Source organism: Arthrobacter nitrophenolicus (assembly GCF_000332815.1).
Classification (GTDB): Bacteria; Actinomycetota; Actinomycetes; order Actinomycetales; family Micrococcaceae; genus Arthrobacter; species Arthrobacter nitrophenolicus.
Genome location: NZ_AOFD01000007.1, coordinates 73,641 through 94,885, shown reverse-complemented (window position 1 = coordinate 94,885; position 21,245 = coordinate 73,641). Strand labels below are relative to the sequence as shown.

19 protein-coding genes, 1 other RNA gene, 3 pseudogenes and 1 riboswitch are annotated in these 21,245 nt (G+C 65.5%); of the genes and pseudogenes, 9 read left to right on the top strand and 14 right to left on the bottom strand.

What is annotated here, in order from left to right:
• The first annotated feature begins 2 nt into the window (after positions 1–2).
• The 8 genes and pseudogenes from rsgA (at position 3) to G205_RS04110 (ending at position 6,571) form a co-directional block, all read left to right on the top strand.
• Positions 3–1,118, top strand: coding sequence for a ribosome small subunit-dependent GTPase A (gene rsgA, locus G205_RS04145; RefSeq protein ID WP_009356873.1), 1,116 nt, complete (start codon positions 3–5; stop codon positions 1,116–1,118).
• A gap of 48 nt (positions 1,119–1,166) precedes the next feature.
• On the top strand, positions 1,167–1,979 hold the full coding sequence (gene hisN / locus G205_RS04140; protein WP_009356872.1) for a histidinol-phosphatase: 813 nt from the start codon (positions 1,167–1,169) through the stop codon (positions 1,977–1,979).
• Positions 1,980–2,139: 160 nt separating this feature from the next.
• Positions 2,140–2,253: riboswitch (SAM riboswitch) on the top strand.
• A gap of 38 nt (positions 2,254–2,291) precedes the next feature.
• Positions 2,292–3,709, top strand: a pseudogene (locus G205_RS04135) (aminotransferase class V-fold PLP-dependent enzyme).
• Between the two features lie 63 nt (positions 3,710–3,772).
• The gene (locus G205_RS04130; RefSeq protein WP_009356871.1) at positions 3,773–4,531 is read left to right on the top strand and encodes a class I SAM-dependent methyltransferase; all 759 of its coding nucleotides are present in this window, start codon (positions 3,773–3,775) and stop codon (positions 4,529–4,531) included.
• 43 nt (positions 4,532–4,574) lie between these two features.
• Entirely contained in the window at positions 4,575–5,288 is a 714-nt protein-coding gene (locus G205_RS04125) for a metal-dependent transcriptional regulator (protein ID WP_009356870.1), read from the top strand.
• A 1-nt stretch (position 5,289) separates the two neighbouring features.
• Positions 5,290–5,718, top strand: a complete 429-nt coding sequence (locus tag G205_RS04120) for a fluoride efflux transporter FluC (RefSeq protein ID WP_009356869.1) — start codon at positions 5,290–5,292, stop codon at positions 5,716–5,718.
• Positions 5,715–6,116, top strand: coding sequence for a fluoride efflux transporter FluC (locus G205_RS04115; RefSeq protein WP_009356868.1), 402 nt, complete (start codon positions 5,715–5,717; stop codon positions 6,114–6,116). Before G205_RS04120 ends, G205_RS04115 begins: the two co-directional genes overlap by 4 nt.
• Before the next feature lie 77 nt (positions 6,117–6,193).
• Positions 6,194–6,571, top strand: a complete 378-nt coding sequence (locus G205_RS04110; RefSeq protein WP_009356867.1) for a hypothetical protein — start codon at positions 6,194–6,196, stop codon at positions 6,569–6,571.
• A 30-nt stretch (positions 6,572–6,601) separates the two neighbouring features.
• Here G205_RS04110 and G205_RS04105 read toward each other — a convergent pair whose 3' ends face one another.
• The 14 genes and pseudogenes from G205_RS04105 to G205_RS04045 form a co-directional block, all read right to left on the bottom strand.
• Positions 6,602–7,585, bottom strand: a complete 984-nt coding sequence (locus tag G205_RS04105; protein WP_009356866.1) for a S1C family serine protease — start codon at positions 7,583–7,585, stop codon at positions 6,602–6,604.
• Between the two features lie 230 nt (positions 7,586–7,815).
• Positions 7,816–8,184, bottom strand: a transfer-messenger RNA (tmRNA) gene (gene ssrA / locus G205_RS20930).
• Between the two features lie 73 nt (positions 8,185–8,257).
• On the bottom strand, positions 8,258–8,731 hold the full coding sequence (gene smpB / locus G205_RS04100) for an SsrA-binding protein SmpB (RefSeq protein ID WP_009356865.1): 474 nt from the start codon (positions 8,729–8,731) through the stop codon (positions 8,258–8,260).
• 88 nt (positions 8,732–8,819) lie between these two features.
• Positions 8,820–10,244, bottom strand: a complete 1,425-nt coding sequence (locus G205_RS04095; protein WP_009356864.1) for a M23 family metallopeptidase — start codon at positions 10,242–10,244, stop codon at positions 8,820–8,822.
• A 26-nt stretch (positions 10,245–10,270) separates the two neighbouring features.
• Complete coding sequence (gene ftsX / locus G205_RS04090; protein WP_009356863.1) at positions 10,271–11,185, bottom strand: permease-like cell division protein FtsX; 915 nt, start codon at positions 11,183–11,185, stop codon at positions 10,271–10,273.
• The gene (gene ftsE / locus G205_RS04085) at positions 11,182–11,970 is read right to left on the bottom strand and encodes a cell division ATP-binding protein FtsE (protein ID WP_009356862.1); all 789 of its coding nucleotides are present in this window, start codon (positions 11,968–11,970) and stop codon (positions 11,182–11,184) included. Before ftsE ends, ftsX begins: the two co-directional genes overlap by 4 nt.
• Before the next feature lie 184 nt (positions 11,971–12,154).
• On the bottom strand, positions 12,155–13,270 hold the full coding sequence (prfB, locus tag G205_RS04080) for a peptide chain release factor 2 (RefSeq protein ID WP_009356861.1): 1,116 nt from the start codon (positions 13,268–13,270) through the stop codon (positions 12,155–12,157).
• Positions 13,271–13,357: 87 nt separating this feature from the next.
• Positions 13,358–13,771: a pilus assembly protein TadG-related protein gene (locus G205_RS04075; RefSeq protein ID WP_009356860.1), complete on the bottom strand. Its 414-nt coding sequence runs from the start codon at positions 13,769–13,771 to the stop codon at positions 13,358–13,360.
• Between the two features lie 29 nt (positions 13,772–13,800).
• Positions 13,801–14,193: a hypothetical protein gene (locus G205_RS04070; protein WP_009356859.1), complete on the bottom strand. Its 393-nt coding sequence runs from the start codon at positions 14,191–14,193 to the stop codon at positions 13,801–13,803.
• 82 nt (positions 14,194–14,275) lie between these two features.
• Complete coding sequence (locus G205_RS04065) at positions 14,276–14,692, bottom strand: TadE/TadG family type IV pilus assembly protein (RefSeq protein WP_009356858.1); 417 nt, start codon at positions 14,690–14,692, stop codon at positions 14,276–14,278.
• Between the two features lie 5 nt (positions 14,693–14,697).
• Complete coding sequence (locus tag G205_RS04060; protein WP_009356857.1) at positions 14,698–14,907, bottom strand: hypothetical protein; 210 nt, start codon at positions 14,905–14,907, stop codon at positions 14,698–14,700.
• A 78-nt stretch (positions 14,908–14,985) separates the two neighbouring features.
• A complete protein-coding gene (locus G205_RS04055; protein WP_009356856.1) occupies positions 14,986–15,927 on the bottom strand; it encodes a type II secretion system F family protein in 942 nt (313 codons plus the stop codon).
• Positions 15,924–16,781 (bottom strand): type II secretion system F family protein, encoded by an 858-nt coding sequence (locus tag G205_RS04050; protein ID WP_200859128.1) that lies wholly within the window; start codon positions 16,779–16,781, stop codon positions 15,924–15,926. Before G205_RS04050 ends, G205_RS04055 begins: the two co-directional genes overlap by 4 nt.
• Positions 16,778–17,999 (bottom strand): annotated as a pseudogene (locus G205_RS04045) (CpaF family protein). The gene G205_RS04050 and the pseudogene G205_RS04045 overlap by 4 nt, the downstream one beginning before the upstream one ends.
• Positions 18,000–18,284: 285 nt before the next feature.
• Between G205_RS04045 and G205_RS04035 the strand changes: the two are divergent.
• Positions 18,285–21,184, top strand: a pseudogene (locus G205_RS04035) (GH25 family lysozyme).
• The last annotated feature ends 61 nt before the right edge of the window (positions 21,185–21,245 follow it).

Sequence of the window (21,245 nt, the reverse complement as noted above, 5' to 3'; positions counted from 1 at the left end):
CGGTGGCCAGGCGCACTGACTCCTGGGACGAATCGGACGTCCGGATCCGGCCCAACAAGAAGGGTTCCAGGCCCCGCACCAAGGACCGTCCCAGCCACGACGACGCCGTGACCGGTCGGATCATCACCGTTGACCGGGGGCGATACACGGCCGTGGTGGGCGAGGACTCCGCGAACGAGCGTACGGTTATCGCCGCCCGGGCCCGGGAACTGCGCCGCTCCCCCGTGGTGGCGGGCGACTTCGTTTCCCTCGTGGGGGACGTCTCCGGCGACCCCGATACCCTGGCCCGGCTGGTACGGATCCAGGACCGCAAAACCCTCCTGCGGCGCAGCGCCGACGACACGGATCCGGTGGAGCGGGCCGTGGTGGCCAATGCCGACCAGCTGGTGATCGTGGTGGCCGCCGCCAACCCGGAACCCCGCACGGGCTTCATCGACCGCGCACTGGTGGCGGCCTACGACGCCGGCATCGACCCGGTCCTGCTCGTCACCAAGGCGGACGTCAAGGATCCAGCGGAGCTCCTGTCCAACTACACGCACCTCGACCTTCCCGTGATCATCAGCCGCACCGCCGACACCCAGGCGTCCGGCATCGACGCCCGCTCCGACGACGGCCTGTCCGCCCGGCTGGACAGCGCGGCAGTTGCCGCGCTCCGGTCCTACCTGGACGGCAAGGTCACCGTCATGCTCGGACACTCCGGTGTCGGCAAGTCAACAATGGTCAACGCGCTCACGGGAGCCGAGCGGGCCACCGGCGGCGTCAACGCGGTCACCGGCAGGGGCCGGCACACGTCGTCGTCCGCCCTGGCCCTGCGGCTGGTGGACGCCCCGCCGGGCAGCTGGATCATCGACACCCCCGGCATCCGTTCGTTCGGCCTGGCGCATGTGGACCCGGACCGGATCCTGCGGTCCTTCCCCGACCTCTCACCCGGCACCGACGCCTGCGAACGCGGCTGCAAGCACACGGCAACTGCCGTTAACTGCGGCCTGGATGAATGGGTCGCCGCGGGCCATGCCGGACCCACCGGAGAAGCGCGGCTGGCCTCGCTGCGCCGGTTGCTCGGAGCGGATCCGCGGGAGGAAGCGCAGGAGGCAAAGGAGCTCGGCAGCGTCAACTGACAACGCCGATCTCCCAGCAGAACTGCCTGCAGACGGTAGTTTGGAACCATGATCCAACCCGCTTCGAGCTACAACGATGACCTGCGCCTGGCCCATGTCCTGGCCGACTCCGTGGATGACCAGACCATGAGCCGCTTCAAGGCACTGGACCTCCACGTGGAGACCAAGCCCGACCTGACGCCGGTCACCGACGCGGACAAGGCCGCCGAGGAAGCCATCCGCGGCCAGCTCTCCCGCTCCCGCCCGCGCGACGCGGTCCTTGGTGAGGAGTTCGGCAGTACCGGCCACGGTTCGCGCCGCTGGATCATCGACCCCATTGACGGGACCAAGAACTTCGTCCGCGGCGTCCCCGTGTGGGCCACCCTGATCGCCCTCGTCGACGAGGGCGAGCCGGTGGTCGGCGTCGTCAGTGCCCCGGCCCTCGGCAAGCGGTGGTGGGCCGCCAAGGGCATGGGCGCCTACATGGGGCGCTCGCTCGCCGCGGCCACCCGACTCCGGGTCTCCAACGTTTCCAGCCTGTCCGACGCCTCGCTCTCCTACTCAAGCCTCTCCGGCTGGAAGGAGCGGGGAAACCTGGACGAGTTCCTGGGGCTCACCGAGTCGGTGTGGCGGACCCGCGCCTACGGCGACTTCTGGTCCTACTGCATGGTGGCCGAGGGCTCGGTGGATATCGCCTGCGAGCCGGAGCTGAACCTGTACGACATGGCAGCCCTGGTGCCGATCGTGGTGGAGGCCGGCGGACGCTTCACCTCGTTGGAGGGTGAGGACGGCCCCTTCGGCGGTAACGCCCTGGCCACCAACTCCATCCTGCACTCGGAAGTGCTGCAGCGGCTGAACCCGGGTTTGGACGACCTGCTCTAAAGACCCCGGCAACCGAACAAACGACGGCGGATACCTCCGGAAGGAGGTGTCCGCGTCGTGTTCTTCGCCGAAAGGCGCGATTTCCATCCGCGCGTAACAAAAGCCTTAACAATTGCGCCGGCTTCAGTCCTGGCCGCCCCATGTTCTACGCTCTTAACCAGGTCACGAGTGCCAGCGCAAAACCCCGGTTTGCTGGCCGGCAACCCTCCATTCGCGGTGGGGTGCCCCGGGTGACGACCAGGCCGGTCCGGAGCGGATGCGGCAAGCGCGGATTCCCTTGATACCGGAGTCCTGTTTTGAAGTGAGGTCTCTGTGACAACTGCCACCGTCTCCCCCAACGCCGCCATAACCGCCGATTCCGTCTTCGACGAGCGCCAGGCGCTGGCCGGCCGTCCGCTTGCAGCCGTCACCGGAGCGGAAATCCAGGCACCGCTGATTTCGGGCGGCCACATCCGGTACGCGAACCTCGACTATGGCGCTTCGGCCCCCGCCCTCTCGGTGGTCTCCGCCTACCTGAACGAAATCCTTCCCTTCTATGCCAGCGTCCACCGCGGTGCCGGCTACGCGTCCCAGATCAGCACCTCGGTCTACGAAAACGCCCGCAGCATCGTCCGCGACTTCGTGGGCGGCCGCCCGGACGACTCCGTGATCTTCACGCGGAACACCACGGACTCGCTCAACCTGCTGGCCGGCTGCCTGCCCCTCACCGATGGCTGGCCCGCCGGTGACGTCCTGTACCTGGACATCGAGCACCACGCCAACCTCCTGCCGTGGCAGGGCGTTCCCCACCGGAGCATCGTTGCTGCCGACACCATCGCCGGCACCATCGACGCCGTGCGCGCCGAACTGGAACAGGGTGGCGTCAGCCTGCTGGCCATCACGGGTGCCTCCAATGTCACGGGCGAGATCCTCCCGGTCCGCGCCCTTGCTGCCCTGGCCCACCAGCACGGGGCCCGCATCGTGGTGGACGCGGCCCAGCTGGCGCCGCACCGGCGCATCAACATCAGCGCGGACGACGTCGATTACGTCGCCTTCTCCGGCCACAAGCTGTACGCGCCCTTCGGCGCCGGCGTCCTGGTGGGCAGGCCGGACTGGCTCGACGCCGGTACCCCCCACCTTGCCGGCGGCGGCGCCGTCAAGGAAGCCAGGCTCGACGGCGTCAGCTGGGCGACCGGACCGGCCCGCCACGAAGGCGGCTCCCCCAACGTCCTGGGTGCCGCCACGCTGGCCAAGGCCACCCAGGTCATCGCGGGCCTGGACCAGGAACGCTGGCACGCGCACGAGTCCGCCATCCGCTCCTTCCTGGTGGAGGGCCTGCAGGAGATCGACGGCGTCACAGTGCACCAGATCTTCAAGGACAGCAATCCGGACACGGACACCATCGGTGTGGTCAACTTCTCCGTTGAGGCTACGACGCCGGCCTGGTGGCTGCGTACCTCTCGGCCGAGCACGGCGTGGGCCTCCGGGACGGGCGCTTCTGCGCACACCCCCTGCTGAAGCGGCTGGGCCTGCCTTCCGGTTCGCTCCGCGCCAGCTTCGGCGTGGGTTCCCGGCTGGAGGATGCCGAGCGGCTCCTGGCCGGGATCGCCAAGCTGCGCCGTGACGGGCTCGGCTGGGACTACGTGGTGGACGCGGGACGCTGGGTTCCCGCCAACGACTCCCGCACCTACCCGCACTGGGCCCCGAACACGCCGGGCACCGCCGGCGCTGCTCCCTGCACCGACGACTGACCGGTCCGGCTGATGCGGTAAATTCGGAAGGTACCGCAAGGCATTGACTGAAGGAGGCCGCAGGTGGTTCGGGGTGGCCCCAGGCTGGATCACGGGCGGCGCAGGGAGCTGGGAAAGAGCTTCGAGCAGGGCGGCCAGCACTACCAGCGGGTCCGGCCCGGTTATCCCGTGGAGTCTGCGGACTGGCTGCTTCCGGCCGGTGCGCGTGATGCGCTCGACGCGGGCGCAGGAACCGGCAAGTTCACCGAACTGCTGCTGGAACGCGGCCTGGCCGTCACCGCCGTCGACCCGTCAGCGGACATGCTGGACCAGCTGAAGGCACACTATCCCGGCGCCACCGCGGTCCTGGGAACCGCCGAGGCCACCGGCCTCCCGTCGTCCGCCTTCGACGTCGTCACCGTTGCCCAGGCCTGGCACTGGTGTGATCCCCTTGCCGCCAGCACTGAACTGGCACGCGTCCTCCGTCCGCACGGCATCCTCGGGCTTGTCTGGAATCAACTGGACACCACCGTCCCCTGGGTACACCGGCTCTCGCGGATCATGCACGCCGGGGACGTCTACAAGCCCGGCCACCGGCCAGTGGTGGGTCCGGAATTCGGCCAGCTGGAGGGCCACGTTACGCACTGGCAGGACACCGTCAGCACCGAAGACCTGATCGAACTGACCAAATCGCGCAGCTATTACCTCCGTGCCGGCGATGCCACCCGCGCCAAGGTCCTCGCCAACCTCGACTGGTACCTGCATGAACACCTGGGGCATGCCGCGGACGAAGCCATCGGGCTGCCGTACCTGACCTTGTGTTGGCGGGCAGTCAAAGTATGAGCGGTTCCGCCGCGCTCCCTGGCCATTCGGTAGGCTTGGTCCTGTGAAGACCAGCGCGCCCTCCTCCTCCATCGAGGACTACGTCAAGGTCATCTACTCTTTTACCGAATGGCAGGACAAGCCCATCACGTCCTCGCAGCTTGCCCAACGGCTGGGCGTGGCGAATTCGTCGGTGTCGGAAATGGTCCGCAAGCTCAAGGACCAGGGCCTTGTTGACCACAAGCCGTACAGTGCCATCACCCTCACGGATGCAGGCCTGCGGCTTGCCTTGTCCATGGTGCGGCGCCACCGGCTGATCGAAACCTACCTTGTCCAGCAGCTCGGCTACAGCTGGGATGAGGTCCACGACGAAGCCGAACTGCTCGAGCACGCGGTGTCGGACACTTTCATTGAGCGTGTCGCCGCGAAACTCGGCGATCCCAGCAGGGACCCGCACGGGGATCCCATCCCCACCGCAGACGGCAAGGTCCTGATGCCCCGGGCCCACCTGATGGGCGAGCTGGATCAGGGGCACACCGGCAGGATCACCCGCATCAGCGACGACAACCCGGACCTGCTCCGCTATCTGTCGGCTGAAGAGATCGACCTTGACGCCGAGGTCGAGGTGGTGGGGCGCCGGCCGTTCGGCGGGGCCCTGATGGTGCGGATCCGGAACTCCGGCCACACCAGGGACTACGACCTGGCGGATGAGGTCACCTCCGCCCTCTGGGTCCACAGCGACCATCCCCATCCCGGCTGCCTGCTGGGAGACAGCTGACGTGGGGCCGGCGCCCGCCTGGCGGGCCTGGCTTGCCGTTAGCGCCGGTGGCCTGGTTGGCAGCGAACTCCGGTACGGCCTGGCGCTGGCGTTCCCCGACCAGCCCGCGTCGCTGCCGTGGGCGACGCTGTGCATCAACGTTGCCGGCAGCTTCGTCCTGGCCGCGCTGACCACCGCGTGGATGGCCCGGCCCCGGACTGCGTTCTGGCTTCGCGCCGGACTGGGACCCGGACTGCTTGGTTCCTTCACCACGTTCTCTGCCGTGGTCTTCGCGGTGGACCAGCTGGCCCGGGCGGGCCAGCACACGGTGTGGATCGCCTACCTGGCACTATCGCTGCTTCTGGGCCTGGCTGCCGCAGCCGCGGGATGGCGGCTGGGCAAGCGGCTCACCCGCCAGCCCGTGGACACTGTTTCCGGCGGCCGGCCATGATCGGTGCCGTCCTGGTGGGCGTCTTCGGCGTGATGGGGGCGCTCCTGCGCTTTGCCGTCGACAGCTGGTTCGCGCACCACAGCTCCACCCGCAGTATCCGGACCGGCAGGGGAAAGCAGAAGCTGCACTGGCCGTGGGCAACCCTGCTGGTGAACGTGGCGGGATGCTTCATCATCGGGCTTTCCCATGGCGCGGCAGCGGGGCTTGAACTGGGCCCAGACTGGCAGGCCGGGCTGTCGGCCGGACTGGCGGGCGGGCTGACCACCTTCAGTTCCTGGACCACGGCCACAGTTCGGCTCATTGCGGAGTCGCGCGTCGGCGCGGCAGCCCTCAATATCGCCGTCAACCTGGTGCTCGGATTCGCCGCGGCTGCTGCCGGCATCGCTCTGACAGCCTAGTCACGCGGCCCGGATAGTCGGTCCGCCAGCGCCGGGGCCCGGCACTGATTTGGCGGGCTCCCGTATGGTGGACAGTGATGATTAGCAGACGTGACGCGGCAATTGCCCTGGATGTGCCGCTGGAAATGGCCCAGCGCCACGGCCTTCCCAAATGGATGACCGAGGCCGAACTGGGTGCGATCCTGGATGATCCGCCGCCCTGGCTGGTCCAGTCCCGCGCCAACCGGACGGGCAAGCGGCCGGTCTGGGTCCACCTTGAGTGCGCGGTCTGCGGCTACGAGGAGGCGGCGCGCCCCAAGAAATGGTGGCCGGACTTCACGTACGTTGTCTGCCATCATCATTCCCCCGCGGACGTGCCGCCTCCCGCTCCGGGGTTCGTCCGCAGCGAGTTCGACGGCGTCGGGACGCGCTTCGTGGGCATCGCCGACGTTGCGGCGCCGGACACAGGGCGCTGACGCGGCTTTTCCCTGGCTGTTCCGGCGCATTTAGCTGCCGTTGCTGGTCATCTCGTCCGGCACGGCCACCAGATGGCTCTCCGCTCCATCCCGCAGTACCGCGAGATCCAGCGGCTGGCCGATCGCGTCCGCAAAGAGCAGCCGCTGCAGGCTTTCGGCGTTGCTGACGGGCCGCCCACCTGCCGTCAGGAGGATGTCTCCCGCTGCCAGGCCCGCCCTGTCAGCCGGTGAGCCGGGCAGCACCTCCACGATCCGCAGCCCTTCCCGCTGGCCTGTCCTGATCACTGTGCTGGGGTTCAGCCGGATCGGGGTGCTGACCAGGCCCAGGTAGGCGCGCCGGACCCGCCCGTCGGACAGCAGGGCGGAGATGATCCGCCGCGTGGTCGCATTAATCGGAACCGCCAGTCCCAGCCCAGCGCCGGCCACTGCAGTATTGATGCCCACGATCCTGCTGTGCGTGTCGGCGAGGGCACCCCCGGAGTTACCGGGGTTCAACGCCGCGTCCGTCTGGATGACATCTTCGATGACCCTACGGTTGTTGCCCGACCACACAGGGATGGCACGGCCAAGGCCGCTCACGACGCCCGCCGTGACAGAGCCGGCAAGGCCCAACGGGTTTCCCACCGCCACAACAAGTTGTCCCACGCGCAGGGTTTCCGCGGCTCCGAATTCAGCGGGCGGAACTTTCGGGCGCCTGCCATGGACGACGGCGAGATCGGACAAGGGATCGCTGCCCACCAGTTCGAGTTCCATCCGGCTGCCGTCGGCGAAGACCGCATGGCCCCTCTCTGTCCCGGCCACCACGTGGGAGTTGGTCAGGAGATAGCCATCCTGGGTGAAGAGAACTGCGGAGCCGGCTCCCATGCGCATCCTGCCGTTGCGCCGCCGCGCCGTCATCTCGATCGCCGCCACGTGCGGGGTGACGGCCGCCGCCACGCGCATGACTGTCTGTGAATACGAATCCAGCACCTCGCCGTCGTCCTCGACGAAAGCCGGTTCCCGCGCCTGGTCCACGGCGCACCTCCTGGTTGTGCCCGCCCGGACCGCCCTTGCGGTACCGGGCCTTACCGATGACAACGAGCGGCGGCGGCCTCCTAGTCCCGTGCAGGCTACGCCGTGGGTGAACGGGCAGCGCCGGCCCGGGAACGCAAAGCACCCGGACCGCGGGCCGGGGCGCTACGGCGCCCGCACTGGCTTCCTCCCGCGGGAGGGCACAAAAAAGCCCCGGAAATCCGGGGCTTTTTTGGTGGAGATGGGGGGAATTGAACCCCCGTCCGATGTCGTGTTGTCAGGGCTTCTCCGGGCGCAGTTTGCGTCGGATTTTCTCGGCCCCAGCCATGCTGCAAACAGCTGGCTGATCCGGGCCCAGTCATCTAAAAGTCCCGTTTACTCCGATGACGGGAGAAAACAGCAGTGGCTATCTAAATGACGCCAGGAACCGGGGCGATAGCAACCCCGGGCTGACGGACTGTCTTACTGCTTAGGCAGCAAGAGCGAAGTCAGTGCGCGTTTGTTTGGCACTTATTGTTTTGCAGAAAGCGTTAACGAGATAATTCTGCATCCTCGGCCCGCTTCACCTGTCGCGACAAACACCGTCGAAACCGATCATCCCCATATTTTGTTACCAAACCGGCAGGCATGCCCACCGGACTATCTATAGTAACGCATGTTCTCCGGGATTCATTCCTACCTGCGCCGGTTGCGTTCCCGCATTTCCCGCTGCGCTTCCCGGTTGTCCTGCTGTTCGCGCAGGGTCTGCCGCTTGTCGTACTCGCGCTTGCCCCGGGCGACGCCGATCTCCACCTTGGCCTTGCCGTCCACGAAGTACAGCTGCAGCGGCACAATGGTGTACCCCGATTCGCGCACCTTGTGGGAAATTTTGATGAGCTCCTCGCGGTGCAGCAGCAGCTTCCGGCGCCGCCGTGCGGCATGGTTGGTCCAGCTTCCCTGGTTGTATTCGGGGATGTGGATGGCTTCCATCCACAGCTCGTCGTTGTAGAAGGTACAGAAACCGTCCACCATCGATGCATGTCCTTCGCGCAGGGACTTCACTTCAGTTCCCATGAGCGCGATGCCAGCCTCGTAGGTGTCCAGCACGTGGTAGTCATGCCGGGCCTTCCGGTTGGTGGCCACCACTTTACGGCCACTTTCTTTAGGCACGGGAAAGCTCCTCAGTTTTCAGGTTGCGATGTCCTCCAGGCCGGCCCGGTCCGGAGTCATACCAGTTTACGGCAGCGCCGTAACGCGGCTACAGCAGTCCCATCGGGTCCACAGCACTGCCATTAAGCCACGTCTCGAAGTGGGAGTGGCAGCCGGTCGAGTTGCCGGTGTTGCCGGAGTAGGCAATCAGCTGTCCCTGGGAAACCCGCTGGCCGTTCGACACCACAATGCTGGCGTTGTGGTAGTAGATGGTGTTCAGGGTGTTGCCCTCCACCAGTCCGTGGGAGATCTTCACCCGCCATCCGCCGCCGTCCGCGGAGCTCCAGCCTGAGCCGAAAACTTCGCCGGCCGCTGCCGCATAAACCGGCGTACCGCAGGCTGCGCCGAAGTCGATTCCGGTGTGCATATAGCCGCCCTGGCCATAGAAGTCGATGGTTCCGGGAGGTGTGGCCCGCCAACCAAAGCCGGAGGTGATGGGGACGCCGCCGTTGAACGGATGGCGGAGTCCGAAGGCCGACGGCGATCCCACGGGCGGCACGAACGGCTGCGCGGGCGGGGGCGCCTGGCCCTTTGCTGCGGCAGCTGCCGCGGCCGCGGCGGCCGCCGCTTCCGCAAGCCTGCGCTGCTCGGCTTCCCAGGCCTCGCGGAGCCTCCGGTCACGTTCCTGGATTTCGGCGGCGACGGCGTTCTGGCTCGCCTGCACGTTCGCCAGCTGCGACTGGATGCCCGGCTTGGCAGCCTGGAGTTCGGCGTCGAGGCGGACAGTATCGGCAATGAGCTGGTCCACCTGCGCCTTCTTGGCCTCAGCCTCGTCGCGCGCCGCCTTTTCCCGCTCGAGGGCCGCGTCAGCCTTGGCCTTGAGGTCCTTGATCTCCGCCTCTACGGCCTGCAGCCGGGCTTCCGAGTTGACGTTCGAGGCACTCTGCTGGGAGAGCTTGTCCATGGCGGCGTTCTGGCTGCGCATGGCCTGGTCCGCGAGGTCCATGGTCTCGGTCAGGCTGCCGCCGTTGTTGGAGCCAAAAAACAGGGAAAGGTTGGAGGGCACTCCGCCGGACTTATAGGCCTGCGTGGCAATCTGCCCAATGAGCTTCTTGGTATCGGCGATCTTCTGCTTGTCCGTTTCCAGCTGCTGGGTGATCTTCGCCTTGTTCTGCTGCGCCATATCGACGCGCGCCGAGAGGGCCTCCACCTCTTTGACAGCACTGGCAACACGGCCCTGCGCCTCAAGGAGCGCCTGCTGCGCGCCGGGCAGCTGGCCCTGGTAAATGACCAGGTCGCTCGCCGCCTTGGCAATGCGCGAATCCACGAACTCCAGCGACTGCTGGACCCGCGAAGCTTCCGCCTCGAGGGCTTTCTGGCGGTCCTCAAGCTCGTCAGCGACCGCTGCAGGGGTTGATGCCGCCAGGCCTGCAGCGAGGACCACGGCAAGTACGCCGCTGAGGACACCTGTCCGGCGCACCCTGCCGCGGGCCCTCTGGAGGGGGCGGTGGGACGTCTGCTGAGTGAAGTTCATGGGCATTCCTTGTTTGGTTTGCATACCTAGACGCGAAGGTATCGGCGCAAGGTCAAGAGAGACGAAATTCCAGCCAAGGATCCGCCAAGGATTAGCAGGGCAGGCGCGAGGATCAGGGTTTGCCCCGACGAGATGAAAGCGGTGTCCGGATATTGCCGGGACATGTACTCGCCGAGGAAGAAGTGGGCAACAGCCCACAACGTTCCGGAGGCAAGTGCCGCCCCGATCACGGCGGCGATGACGCCCTCCAAAATGAAGGGCAACTGGATGACCGTCTTCGAAGCGCCCACCAGGCGCATGATGCCGGTCTCGCGGCGCCGGCTGAATGCGGAGAGCCGGATGGTGGTGGCGATCAGGAGGATGGCACAGACGATCATGACACCGGCGATGCTGACAGCCACCAGGGAGGCGCCGTTCATGACCGAGAACAGGCGCTCCAGGAGCTGGCGCTGGTCAATGACGGTTTCCACGCCCGGCTGGGACGAGAAGGTTTCGCTGATGATCTGGTACTTCTCCGGGTCCTTCAGGTTGATCCGGAACGATGCCGGCAGCTGGTCCGGGGTAACGGAATCCACGATGGGAGAGTTGGAGAACTGGTCCTTGAAGTGCTTGTAGGCCTCTTCCTTGGACTCGTACTGGAAGTCGTTGATGTATTGCGCAACCGCGGGTGACTCCAGGAGGCCGTTCAGGCTCTCCTGCTGTTCCGGGGTGACGGGCCCGCCCGCGCAACCGGCCGCCGTCGACCCTTCACTGCACAGGAAGATGGCCACCTGGACTTTGTCGTACCAGTAGCCCTTCATCTGGTTGATCTGCATCTGCAGCATGCCGGCAGCGCCCACGAAGGTCAGCGACACGAAGGTGACCAGGATGACGGAGACCACCATGGACAGGTTGCGGCGCAGGCCGCTGCCGATCTCGGAGAGGATGAACGCGAGCCTCATCGCTGTGCCCCGCCTTCGCGCCCGTCGCCCGGCAGGCCGGCGTCGGGTTCTTCCCTGCCGCTGGCGTCCTTGAGCCTGCGGGACTGTCCCACCACGGGGATCATTGAGGTGTACAGGGCCTTGGCCTCATCACGGATGACCACCCCGTTCTTCAGTTCAACCACGCGTTTGCGCATTTCGTTGACGATGTCGTCGTCGTGCGTGGCCATCACCACGGTGGTGCCGTTCTGGTTGATCTTGTCCAGGATGCCCATGATGCCCATGGACGTGGTGGGGTCGAGGTTTCCGGTGGGCTCGTCGGCAAGGAGGATCCCGGGCCGGTTGACGACGGCGCGGGCAATGGCCACGCGCTGCTGCTCGCCGCCGGAGAGCTCGTGCGGCATGCGGTGTTCCTTGCCCTCCAGCCCAACGGTCTTGAGCACCTCGGGAACGGTGTCCCGGATGACGCTGCGGCTCTTGCCGATGACCTGCATGGCAAACGCCACGTTGGCGAACACGTTCTTTTGGGGCAGCAGCCGGAAGTCCTGGAAGACGACGCCGATGCCTCGCCGCAGCCGCGGTACCCGCCAACTGGAAATCCTGGCAACGTTTTGTCCGGCGACGTAGACGGCGCCGGACGTGGCACGGTCTTCCTTCAGCACCAGGCGGAGGAACGTGGATTTGCCGGAGCCTGATGCGCCGACCAGGAAGGCGAATTCGCCGCGGTCAATCTCAAGGGTGACCGAGTCCAGCGCAGGCCGGGCTTTCTGGTCGTAGACCTTGGTGACATTTTCGAATCGGATCATGGCCCTAAGTACCCTGCAGGGCATGGCCGATCCTTGCGAATGCAGCCCAGTTCTGCAGCCGGTGCACGGGTTTCTGTTGGGGAAATAGGGCCCCGGCCCCTCGACTATACGCAGGAAGGCCCGCGCATTACATCGTTTTCAGGGGGCGTGTCGCCGGATCCGCGGGCCGGGGCCCGCAAGGCTCCTACTTTTCGGCGTTGCGGTTGTCCGTCCGCCAGCGGATTCCGGCGTCGATGAAGTCATCGATCTCACCGTCGAATACAGCCGATGTGTTGCCGACTTCGTGCTCCGTGCGCAGGTCCTTGACCATCTGGTACGGGTTGAGGACGTAGGAGCGCATCTGGTCACCCCAGGAGGCCTTGACGTCGCCGGCGAGCGCCTTCTTTTCGGCGTCTTCCTGTTCCTTCTTGAGGAGGAGGAGCCTGGACTGCAGGACGCGCATGGCCGCAGCACGGTTCTGAAGCTGCGACTTTTCGTTCTGCATGGACACCACGGTGCCCGTGGGGATGTGCGTGAGGCGCACCGCCGAGTCCGTGGTGTTCACGGACTGGCCGCCCGGGCCGGATGATCGGAAGACGTCAACGCGGATTTCGTTGTCCGGAATTTCGATGGAGTCAGTCTGCTCGATCAGCGGGATGACCTCCACGGCGGCAAACGAGGTCTGCCGCCGGCCCTGGTTGTCGAACGGGCTGATCCGGACCAGGCGGTGCGTTCCCGCCTCAACGCTGAGTGTGCCGTAGGCATAGGGCGCCTTTACTTCGAAGGTGGCCGACTTCAGTCCGGCTTCTTCGGCGTAGGACGTGTCCATGACCGTGGTGGGGTAGCCGTGGCGTTCGGCCCAGCGGAGATACATCCGGAGCAGCATTTCGGCAAAGTCGGCAGCATCCACGCCGCCGGCTCCCGCGCGGATTGAAACGACGGCCTCGCGCTCGTCATATTCGCCGGACAGCAGTGTCACGACTTCGAGTTCCTTGAGGGCCTTGCGGATGGACTCCAGTTCGGTGGCCGCTTCTCCCATGGAGTCGGCGTCATCCTCGTCCTGGCCCAGTTCCACCAGCACCTCGAGGTCGTCGATACGGGATTCCAGGCTGGTGAGGCGCTCCAGTTCCGACTGCCGGTGCGAGAGCCTCGAGGTGATTTTCTGCGCCGCCGCGGGGTCGTCCCACAGGTCCGGCTCCCCTGCCCGCTCGCTCAGTTCGGCGATGTCTTCCTTGAGTGCCTCAACGTCAGTGACGCGTTCGATGGAAGCGTAAGTGGCGCGGAGCGCGCGGATTTCAGCGGAAAAATCAATATTGGCCATGGTCGTTTAAGCCTACGCTATCCGTCCCCTGGCCCTTGTCCCATGGTGGTACGGCCCCTCTGCCCCGTTGTTCTGCCCTGGTAACGGTCAGCGAGTCAGCCGGGAGCGCGCCGTCGACGTCGCTTCGATTGGAATGCCGCCGGGGACCAGGAAGTTCACCACGGGCGGGTGCACGGCGGCGGTGAGAACCACGACGGCGGTGAACCCGTCGGGCGATCCCGTCGCCCCGGCTACAGCAAGGGCATCAAAACGTTCCGCTGCCGGGCTCCTGGCAACAAAGTCAGCAGCCACGTTCCGGACGCGGGCAGGATTGAGGACGGCAGACGGGCTTCCTCCGTGGGACTCGACTTCGCCGAGCGTGAAGCTGTCTGCTGCCGCGAGGGAGGCGCCATCCGCGAGTGAAAGCAGCCGTTTGTGCTCCAGGTAGACCGCGGTGATGCCGATCATGACCGTTGCGACCAGCAGGGCCACCGCAACGAATCCAAGGATCATCACCATCATCTGGCCGTCGTCATTGGGCCTGCTTTTTCTCACCGGAACCTGCCCACCAGTTGGGTCGCCGATGCTTCCACCTCAGTGGCGGACAGCCGGAGGCCGTCGCCGAAGGGGATGAACGGCAGGGGGATGGAGAGACTGACGGTTGTGGTGACCGCGGTTCCCGGGGCCTGGCAATCGTCGGGGCTGCAGCTGATGGCAACCTGGGCCTGTTCCGTGCCGTGCCCAAAGTCGGCAAGTGCCAGGGCCGCGGCCTGTTCCGCGGCGGCTTGGGCGGTGGATGCGTCGGGCTGGGCTACGTAGACTTTGGCGGCCTGGTCCGCCGCGCCGACGACGGCAAACGAACCGCCCTGGATCTGCCCCACGGTGATGATGAAGTAAACCAGCGGGACCATCAGCAGAAGGGCAAGGAAAGTGAACTCAACCACGGCACTCCCCTGCTCGCTCCTGTCCTTCTTTGGCCCCAGGCACAGTGCGTCCCGGAGACGACCTCGGACACGGTGCATCGCGTCAGGGCTGCAGGGCCGCATGGCCTTTCACCTCCAGCAGGTCCCGCGGACCTATCAGGCCAATGACCGGCATGGGTGCCCGCACTGTCACTTCCAGTGTCCGCATACCTTGGACGGTCACTTCGCTGGTGCTGACCTGTTCGGCAAAGCCCGGGTTCAGCGCCGTGGCAATGAGGGCGCGGCTGCGCTCTTCAGCGTCGGCGGCGGTGCGGTCAGCAAGGGTCCCGTAGCGGGCCCCGGAGGCTGCGGCATCAATGAGGGTGTTGCGGACGTGCAGCACCAATGCCAGCTGAATGACCGCGAGGAAAAACATCGTGAGCAGTCCGCCCACTAGGACAAAGTCCACCACGGCCGAGCCCTGTTCCCTCGGCGCAGGTACGTGGTGGGCCGTCAGGCGCCGGCGGCCGGACTTCCTCATGAGCTTTAGCTGCCCACCTTGTCCATCGCCTGGTTGAACATCGTTTCCAGGGCCGGTCCCGCGAGCGCCAGGAGGGCGGCAACAAGGACGGCGGACATCAGTGTGATCATCACCCAGCCAGGTACGTCGCCCCGCTCGGGGTGGTCGGTGGCAGGGCGGCGCGCGGCGGCGAGCGCCAGAAGCAGCATCCCGCAGCGCATTCCCAGGTTCTTCATCCTTCTTCCTCTTCCTTGTTTGATAGTCCGATTTTTCAATGTCTCTGGATTTGCCAGGGCACCGCGTTTCTCCGCGCGCTAGAAGCCCAGGCTGATGGCCGCGATGCCAGGAAAGACGGCGAAGACCACTGTCAGCGGAAGCACGCCGAAGACGAGCGGCACCATCATGGCGATTTCCTTTTTGCCGGCAGTTTCCATCAAGTCGCGTTTGGCTGTATCGCGCACGTCCTGCGCCTGGGCACGAAGCACATCGGCCAAGGGCGTGCCGCGTTCAACCGCAACAACGATGCCGTCCACGAATCTGACCAGTGCGGCCAGGTCGGTTCGTGCCGAGAACTCCTGCAGCGCGAGGACGAGTGGCTTGCTGGCCCTCGTCTCTGCGAGGATCCTGGAAAACTCCTTTGCCAGTTCGCCCTGTGCGCTCCGGGAGACCCTGTCCAGTGCACCGGTCGCACTCTCCCCCGCACCCACTGCCAGCGCCATGAGTTCTGCCAGGCTGGGAAATTCAGCCATCATCCTGGCCTCCCGGCGCCGGACCTGGACCCCCAGCCAATAGTCACGCAGCATGAAACCGCCGATGGCACTCCCGAGGACGGCCACCGCTGCGAACAGCGGGTTGAACCGGCCTGCGGCAGCACCGACAAACGTCAAGCCCAGGGCCGCGGCAAAACCGGCTGCTGCCCAAAGAAGTTGTTCTGCCCTGAAATCGATGGGCGACTTGCTGAGTCCTGCTTGCGCAAGCCGCCGGACCGTGGCCCCCGGGGAGGGATTCAATCTTCCGAGCGCGGTCAGCAAGTCGCGTATGACGGGGCGCAGAATTCTTTCCAGCGGGCCGAAGGGAGTAACTGTGTGCTCTCCGGTATGCAGCAGCCGCGACTCCAGGTTCTGGGACTTGAGCTGGGGCTCGATCCTTTCGGCGAACGTCGTTGCCCGCATATACGGCGACCTGAAGATGACGAGCCACAGGCCAATGCCCAGGAGTGCTCCGCAGATGATGGCGGCAGGAGAGGGAGCAGTCACCGGAGCACCCGCTCTTCCTGGGGAAGGGCTCCTATTTTCAGCATGATGGAGTAGCAGACCAGGGAGACGACGAGGCCGCCGAGCAGTACCCCGGCTCCTGCGGGCGTGTTGTACGCTTGCACCGCCTCCGGCCGGGTAGCCAGCAGGATCATGACGATCCATGGCGCCGCTACAGCCAGCCGGGCCGCGTTGATGGTCCAGGACTGCCGTGCTTCCAGTTCGCTGCGGGTGCGGGCGCTTTCGCGCAGGAACTCGCCCAGGGTGCCCAGCAGTTTGCCGAGGTCTGAGCCACCCACTTCCCGTGTCAGGCGCAGGGCTTCGACAATCCGGTCCGCGACAGGATCGGCAAGCCTGTGCTTGAGCTTGTTGAGCGATCCGTCGAACTGTCCGCCGGCACGGTAGTCGGCGCCGAATTCACGGAATACCGGCCGCAGTTCTTCGGGGCCCTTGTCGCCAAGCTGGATCAGCGCCTCGGGCAGCGGCAGCCCCGCCCGAATGGCGGACCGCAGGTGGTCCACAACGTCGGGCCACAGCTGACGGAGCATGGCCGTCCTCTTTTTGGCACGCCAGCGCAGGATAGTGACGGGAAGCCACCCTGCAAACAGCCCGAAGCAGGCCGCGATTGGCCAGGAGCGGCTGACCGCGAAGAAGACCAGGACCACAAACAGTCCAAGGCCCGCGCAGGTGCCCAGCAGCCCGCTGACGGATACCTTGTCCACCCCGGCTGCAACCAGGAGATCGGCGACCCGGCTTGGTTTACGGTTTCGGCGCCCCACCTGCGGGGATTCCCACAACGACCACCAGATCAGGAACAGGCCCGTTCCTGTTGTTACCCCCAGTAAGGCGGAAATCATCGCGGATCCAATAGTGCAGCGACGTCGAAGCCGGCACGCGAGAATTTCTCCGCGGCCGGCATGCTGTTTGCACGGGGCTGCAGGACCCCGTCCGCCTTGGCGAAAACAAGTGATGACTCGATGATGCCGTTTTCCACCCGGCGGCCCAGGGACAGTATTTCGGTAACCTCCCGGCGTCCGTTTGGCTGCCGGCTGCAGTGCACCACAAGGTCGATGCACGAGGCGACCGTGGCACAACGAAGGCTGACGAGATGTTTTCCCCCGCCAGGAGGGGAAGGGTGCAGATCTTTGTCACGGCGTCGTGGGCGGAGTTGGCGTGCACGGTGCACATACCAGGGAGGCCGGAGTTGAGCGCGATGAGCATGTCCAGGCTCTCCGCTTCGCGGACTTCTCCAACAACCAGGCGGTCCGGCCGCATGCGCAGGGCTTCCTTCACCAGGCGGCGGAGTGGAATCTCGCCTTCTCCTTCGAGGTTCGGCTGCCGGCACTGAAGCCCCACAACGTCGCGCAGGGGGAGCTGCAGTTCGAAGATCTCCTCAACCGTGATAACCCGCTCCCTGCTGCCAATATTCGCGGCAAGGCAATTCAGCATGGTGGTTTTGCCCGCCTGCGTGGCCCCGGACACCAGGATGTTGAGCCCGCTTGAAACAGCAGCGCCAAGGAACCGCGCTGATTGCGGAGTCAGGGTGCCCAGTTCGACGAGATGTTCGAGCCGGCTGGCTTTGACGACGAATTTCCTGATGTTCACGGCCCAGTGCCGGCGCGTGACATCGGGAATCACCACATGCAGCCGGGAGCCGTCCGGCAAAGCCGCGTCAACGAACGGGGAGGACATGTCCAGGCGGCGGCCGGAGCTCTTGAGCATCCGTTCCACCAGGTCCCGCACTTGCTGGTCGGACAGGCTCAGGGACGTCAGTTCGGACTCGCCGTTCCTGGCGACAAAGATTTCGTTGGGGGCGTTGAGCATATCTCTTCAATGGAGGGATCGTCGAGGAGTGGCTGCAGGATTCCAAAGCCGGCCACTGCATCGAAGAGGAACCGGCGGGCCGTGTCCAGGGGGCCAAGTGGCGGCAGTGGTCCCGTGAGCGCCCGCTCGTCGTAGTCAACGACGGCGGCCTCTACCAGCCTGCGGACCTCGCCTGCCTGCCTCAACGGATCGAGGCCCCTGCGCCGGATGAGCTCGCGGACTTCATCCTCGACAATTGCCAGAGCATCCATAAGTGTTCCCCCAGACGACTGCCTCCCCCAGCGGACGGCAGTGCGATTGGGTAAAGCCTAAGGAGCCCAAAGCATTGCAACAAGTGTGCAGTATCAGCTGTGGATAAGCGCAGGATAGTCACAAGATCATCAAATGCATCATCCGCACCACTGTTTACACCAGCAACACGGTGCTATGGTGAGCGCGTTAATTATCAGAAACCTGTCCGGTTTGTTCCTGGGGGATCGGCCGGAACAGCAACCCGCATGAGGCTCGTGGAGCGCCTCATTGTCTCCGGAGCCATAATGAAACGGAACCTGTCTCAGTCCCGTCACCCCGCCAGAAGACCGCTGGGCATAGCACTGCTGTTGGCCGCCCTGGTCACCGGCCCAGGCGTCTCAGGTGTTGCCTTGGCGGTGGAACCCGCTCCGGCCCCTGCCACGTCTTCGCCTGCGCCGGGCACGGCCGAGCCTTCGGCACCGGCGCCGGTTCCGACGTCGACCCCGGAGGCAAGCGCCACATCCCCGGCTGCAGCCAGCCCGCAAGCCAGCGAACCTCCGGCCCCGGCTCCATCACCCGAGACGGCGCAGTCGATGGCAGATGCGGTCGGCGTGGGCGGGGCGGAAATGGGGCAGCGGTCCGCCCGGGTAACCTCTGGCCGCTCGGACTCGCTGAAGAAACTCAGCACGGAACCGCTGGCCAGCGAAGGCACCTGGATGCCGACATTCGGTGTGCAGGGACTGGACGTCAGCGGGCACCAGCCAAGCGTGGACTGGCAGCACCAGTGAACATGGGGGCGCGTTTCGCCTACGTCAAGGCCACGGAGGGCAACTACTACACGAACCCCTACTACGGCTCCCAGTTCCAGGGCTCGCGGAATGTCGGCATGATCCGCGGCGCCTACCACTTCGCGATTCCCAACTGGTCCTCGGGTGCGGACCAGGCACGGTACTTTGTGCAGAACGGCGGTGGTTGGTCAAGCGACGGATACACCATGCCGCCGGTGCTGGACTTTGAGTTCAACCCTTACGAAGGCCGGACTATCAACGGCTTCTACTTCGGCAACACCTGCTACAACATGTCTCCCGCCCAGCTGCAAACCTGGGTGCGGGACTTCGGCACCACAATGCAGTCGCTGACCGGCAGGCTGCCGGTCATCTATACCAACACAAACTGGTGGAACCAGTGCCTCGGCAACCCGGCAGGCTTCGGTGACTACCCGCTCTGGGTCGCTGCCTACCCCAGCTCCCCCACCAACAACGCAGGACCGGTCCCCTCGGCCAGCTGGGGTACATACAGCATCTGGCAGTACAGCAGCACAGGCCCCTTTGCCGGTGACTCGAATGTCTGGAATGGCGACTATGCGGGACTGAAGGCGTTCGCCTCAAGTGGGGTGCCGCCGGCTGCCACCCGGGCCATCGACGCACTTCGGGCGTCCATGCCGTCCCTGGGCGCTGCCATTTCATCCACAGTGTGCGGGCTTCGAGACGGCGGATGCTTCCGCGGATACGAGACCGGAATCGTCATGTGGTCGCCCACTGCGGGAGCGCAACCCAGCCTCGCCGGACCCATCCGCGATGCCTGGGCCCGCAAGGGATACGAAAACGGCCAGATGGGGTATCCGGTATCCGGAGTCATTTGCGGATTGAAGAACGGCGGCTGCTTCCAGAATTACCAGGGCGGATCAATCATGTGGTCGCCGGCAACAGGAGCGGCCCTGGTGCCGTTCGGAGCTATCCGTGAGTACTGGGCGGCGCAGGGCTACGAAAACGGAGCCCTTGGGTACCCGTTGAGCGACCAGGTCTGTGGCCTTAAGAACGGCGGATGCTTCCAGCTTTTCCAGGCCGGTTCCGTCCTGTGGAGCCCGGCGACGGGTGCACGCCTGGTCAAGACCGGCCCGGTGCTGGATGCGTGGGGACGGGCGGGCTTCGAGAACGGGTTGCTCGGCTACCCGAGCGCGGATGCCGTCTGCACCAGCACCTCCTGCACCCAGAACTTCGCCGGCGGCGTTGTAGCCTGGACCTCCACCTCAGGCGCCTGGCCGGTGTTCATGGGCATGGGTGAGACGTGGAAGGACGCCCGGACAAAGGGCGAGCCGATTGGCTTCCCGGTTGCGGGAGAAGTGTGCGGGCTCCGCGGGGGAGGCTGCTACCAGCTGTTCCAGGGCGGTGTCCTGCTGTTCTCCCCCACCACCGGAGCGTCCACACTCACTGGCCGGATCCTTGATTACTGGCAAAAATCCGGATTCGAGAACGGCCGGCTCGGCTACCCGACCGGCCCCGCGAGCTGCGGGGCCGTCCAGACCGAATGCCGTCAGTCATTTGAGAAAGGCGTGGCAGCCTATTCCGCCACCACGCCGCCCGAAACTGTGGCGGCAGGAGCAATGGCGGCCGGCTGGGAACGCACAGGCTGGGGTGCGGGCAGCCTGGGTTATCCAACCTCAGGCCAGTACTGCGGACTGAAGGACGGTGGCTGCTTCCAGATGTTCACCAAGGGTGCGTTGATGTACTCGCCGGCCACCGGCGCCCAGCCGAGCATCCTGGGACCGATCCGTGACCTGTGGCAAAAGACGGGTTTTGAAAACGGCTCCCTCAGCTACCCGGCATCCGCTGTGATCTGCGGTTTGGTAGACGGCGGATGCTTCCAGAACTACTCCTCGGGAACGGTGCTGTGGTCGCCGGCCAGCGGAGCCAATGCGGTCATGTTCGGCCCCGTGCGGGACGCATGGGTCAGCTCCGGATTCGAGGCCGGCAAGCTCGGTTATCCGGTCAGCGGGCAGATCTGCGGGCTGCGCAACAGTGGCTGTTTCCAGAACTTCTCCAAGGGCACGGTCATGTACTCCCCTGCCACCGGGGCACAGGCTCTCACGTCAACTCCCATCAGGGAACGGTGGGCCGCCACAGGGTACGAATCCGGCTCACTGGGCTACCCCACGAGCGGAACCATCTGCGGCCTTCGCAACGGCGGCTGCTTCCAGAACTTCGAAAAAGGCACCATCATGTGGTCATCCACCAGCGGCGCCCACCTGATAACGCCAGGGCCGATCCAGCAGAGCTGGGCCAGCCAGGGATTCGAAGCCGGGGCCCTGGGGTATCCCACCAGCAGCCAGACCTGCACAGCAGACAGGACTTCCTGCAGCCAGTCTTTCCAGGGCGGCACCATCACCTGGACAGCGGCAGGCGGCGCAAGGATCACCCTGCGCTGATTAAAAAGAAAAGGGAGGCGGAACCCGCACAGCGGGTTCCGCCTCCCTTTCTATTTGGACT

What these genes read in the sequence shown, in the direction of transcription:
- G205_RS04075 (WP_009356860.1), bottom strand. Translation starts at nt 13,771, where the DNA reads ATGATGGTGATGATCCTTGGATTCGTTGCGGTGGCCCTGCTGGTCGCA.
- G205_RS04115 (WP_009356868.1), top strand. Translation starts at nt 5,715, where the DNA reads ATGATCGGTGCCGTCCTGGTGGGCGTCTTCGGCGTGATGGGGGCGCTC.
- G205_RS04065 (WP_009356858.1), bottom strand. Translation starts at nt 14,692, where the DNA reads ATGAGGAAGTCCGGCCGCCGGCGCCTGACGGCCCACCACGTACCTGCG.
- prfB (WP_009356861.1), bottom strand. Translation starts at nt 13,270, where the DNA reads ATGGCCAATATTGATTTTTCCGCTGAAATCCGCGCGCTCCGCGCCACT.
- ftsE (WP_009356862.1), bottom strand. Translation starts at nt 11,970, where the DNA reads ATGATCCGATTCGAAAATGTCACCAAGGTCTACGACCAGAAAGCCCGG.
- G205_RS04110 (WP_009356867.1), top strand. Translation starts at nt 6,194, where the DNA reads ATGATTAGCAGACGTGACGCGGCAATTGCCCTGGATGTGCCGCTGGAA.
- G205_RS04050 (WP_200859128.1), bottom strand. Translation starts at nt 16,781, where the DNA reads ATGATTTCCGCCTTACTGGGGGTAACAACAGGAACGGGCCTGTTCCTG.
- ftsX (WP_009356863.1), bottom strand. Translation starts at nt 11,185, where the DNA reads ATGAGGCTCGCGTTCATCCTCTCCGAGATCGGCAGCGGCCTGCGCCGC.
- G205_RS04060 (WP_009356857.1), bottom strand. Translation starts at nt 14,907, where the DNA reads ATGAAGAACCTGGGAATGCGCTGCGGGATGCTGCTTCTGGCGCTCGCC.
- hisN (WP_009356872.1), top strand. Translation starts at nt 1,167, where the DNA reads ATGATCCAACCCGCTTCGAGCTACAACGATGACCTGCGCCTGGCCCAT.
- G205_RS04095 (WP_009356864.1), bottom strand. Translation starts at nt 10,244, where the DNA reads ATGAACTTCACTCAGCAGACGTCCCACCGCCCCCTCCAGAGGGCCCGC.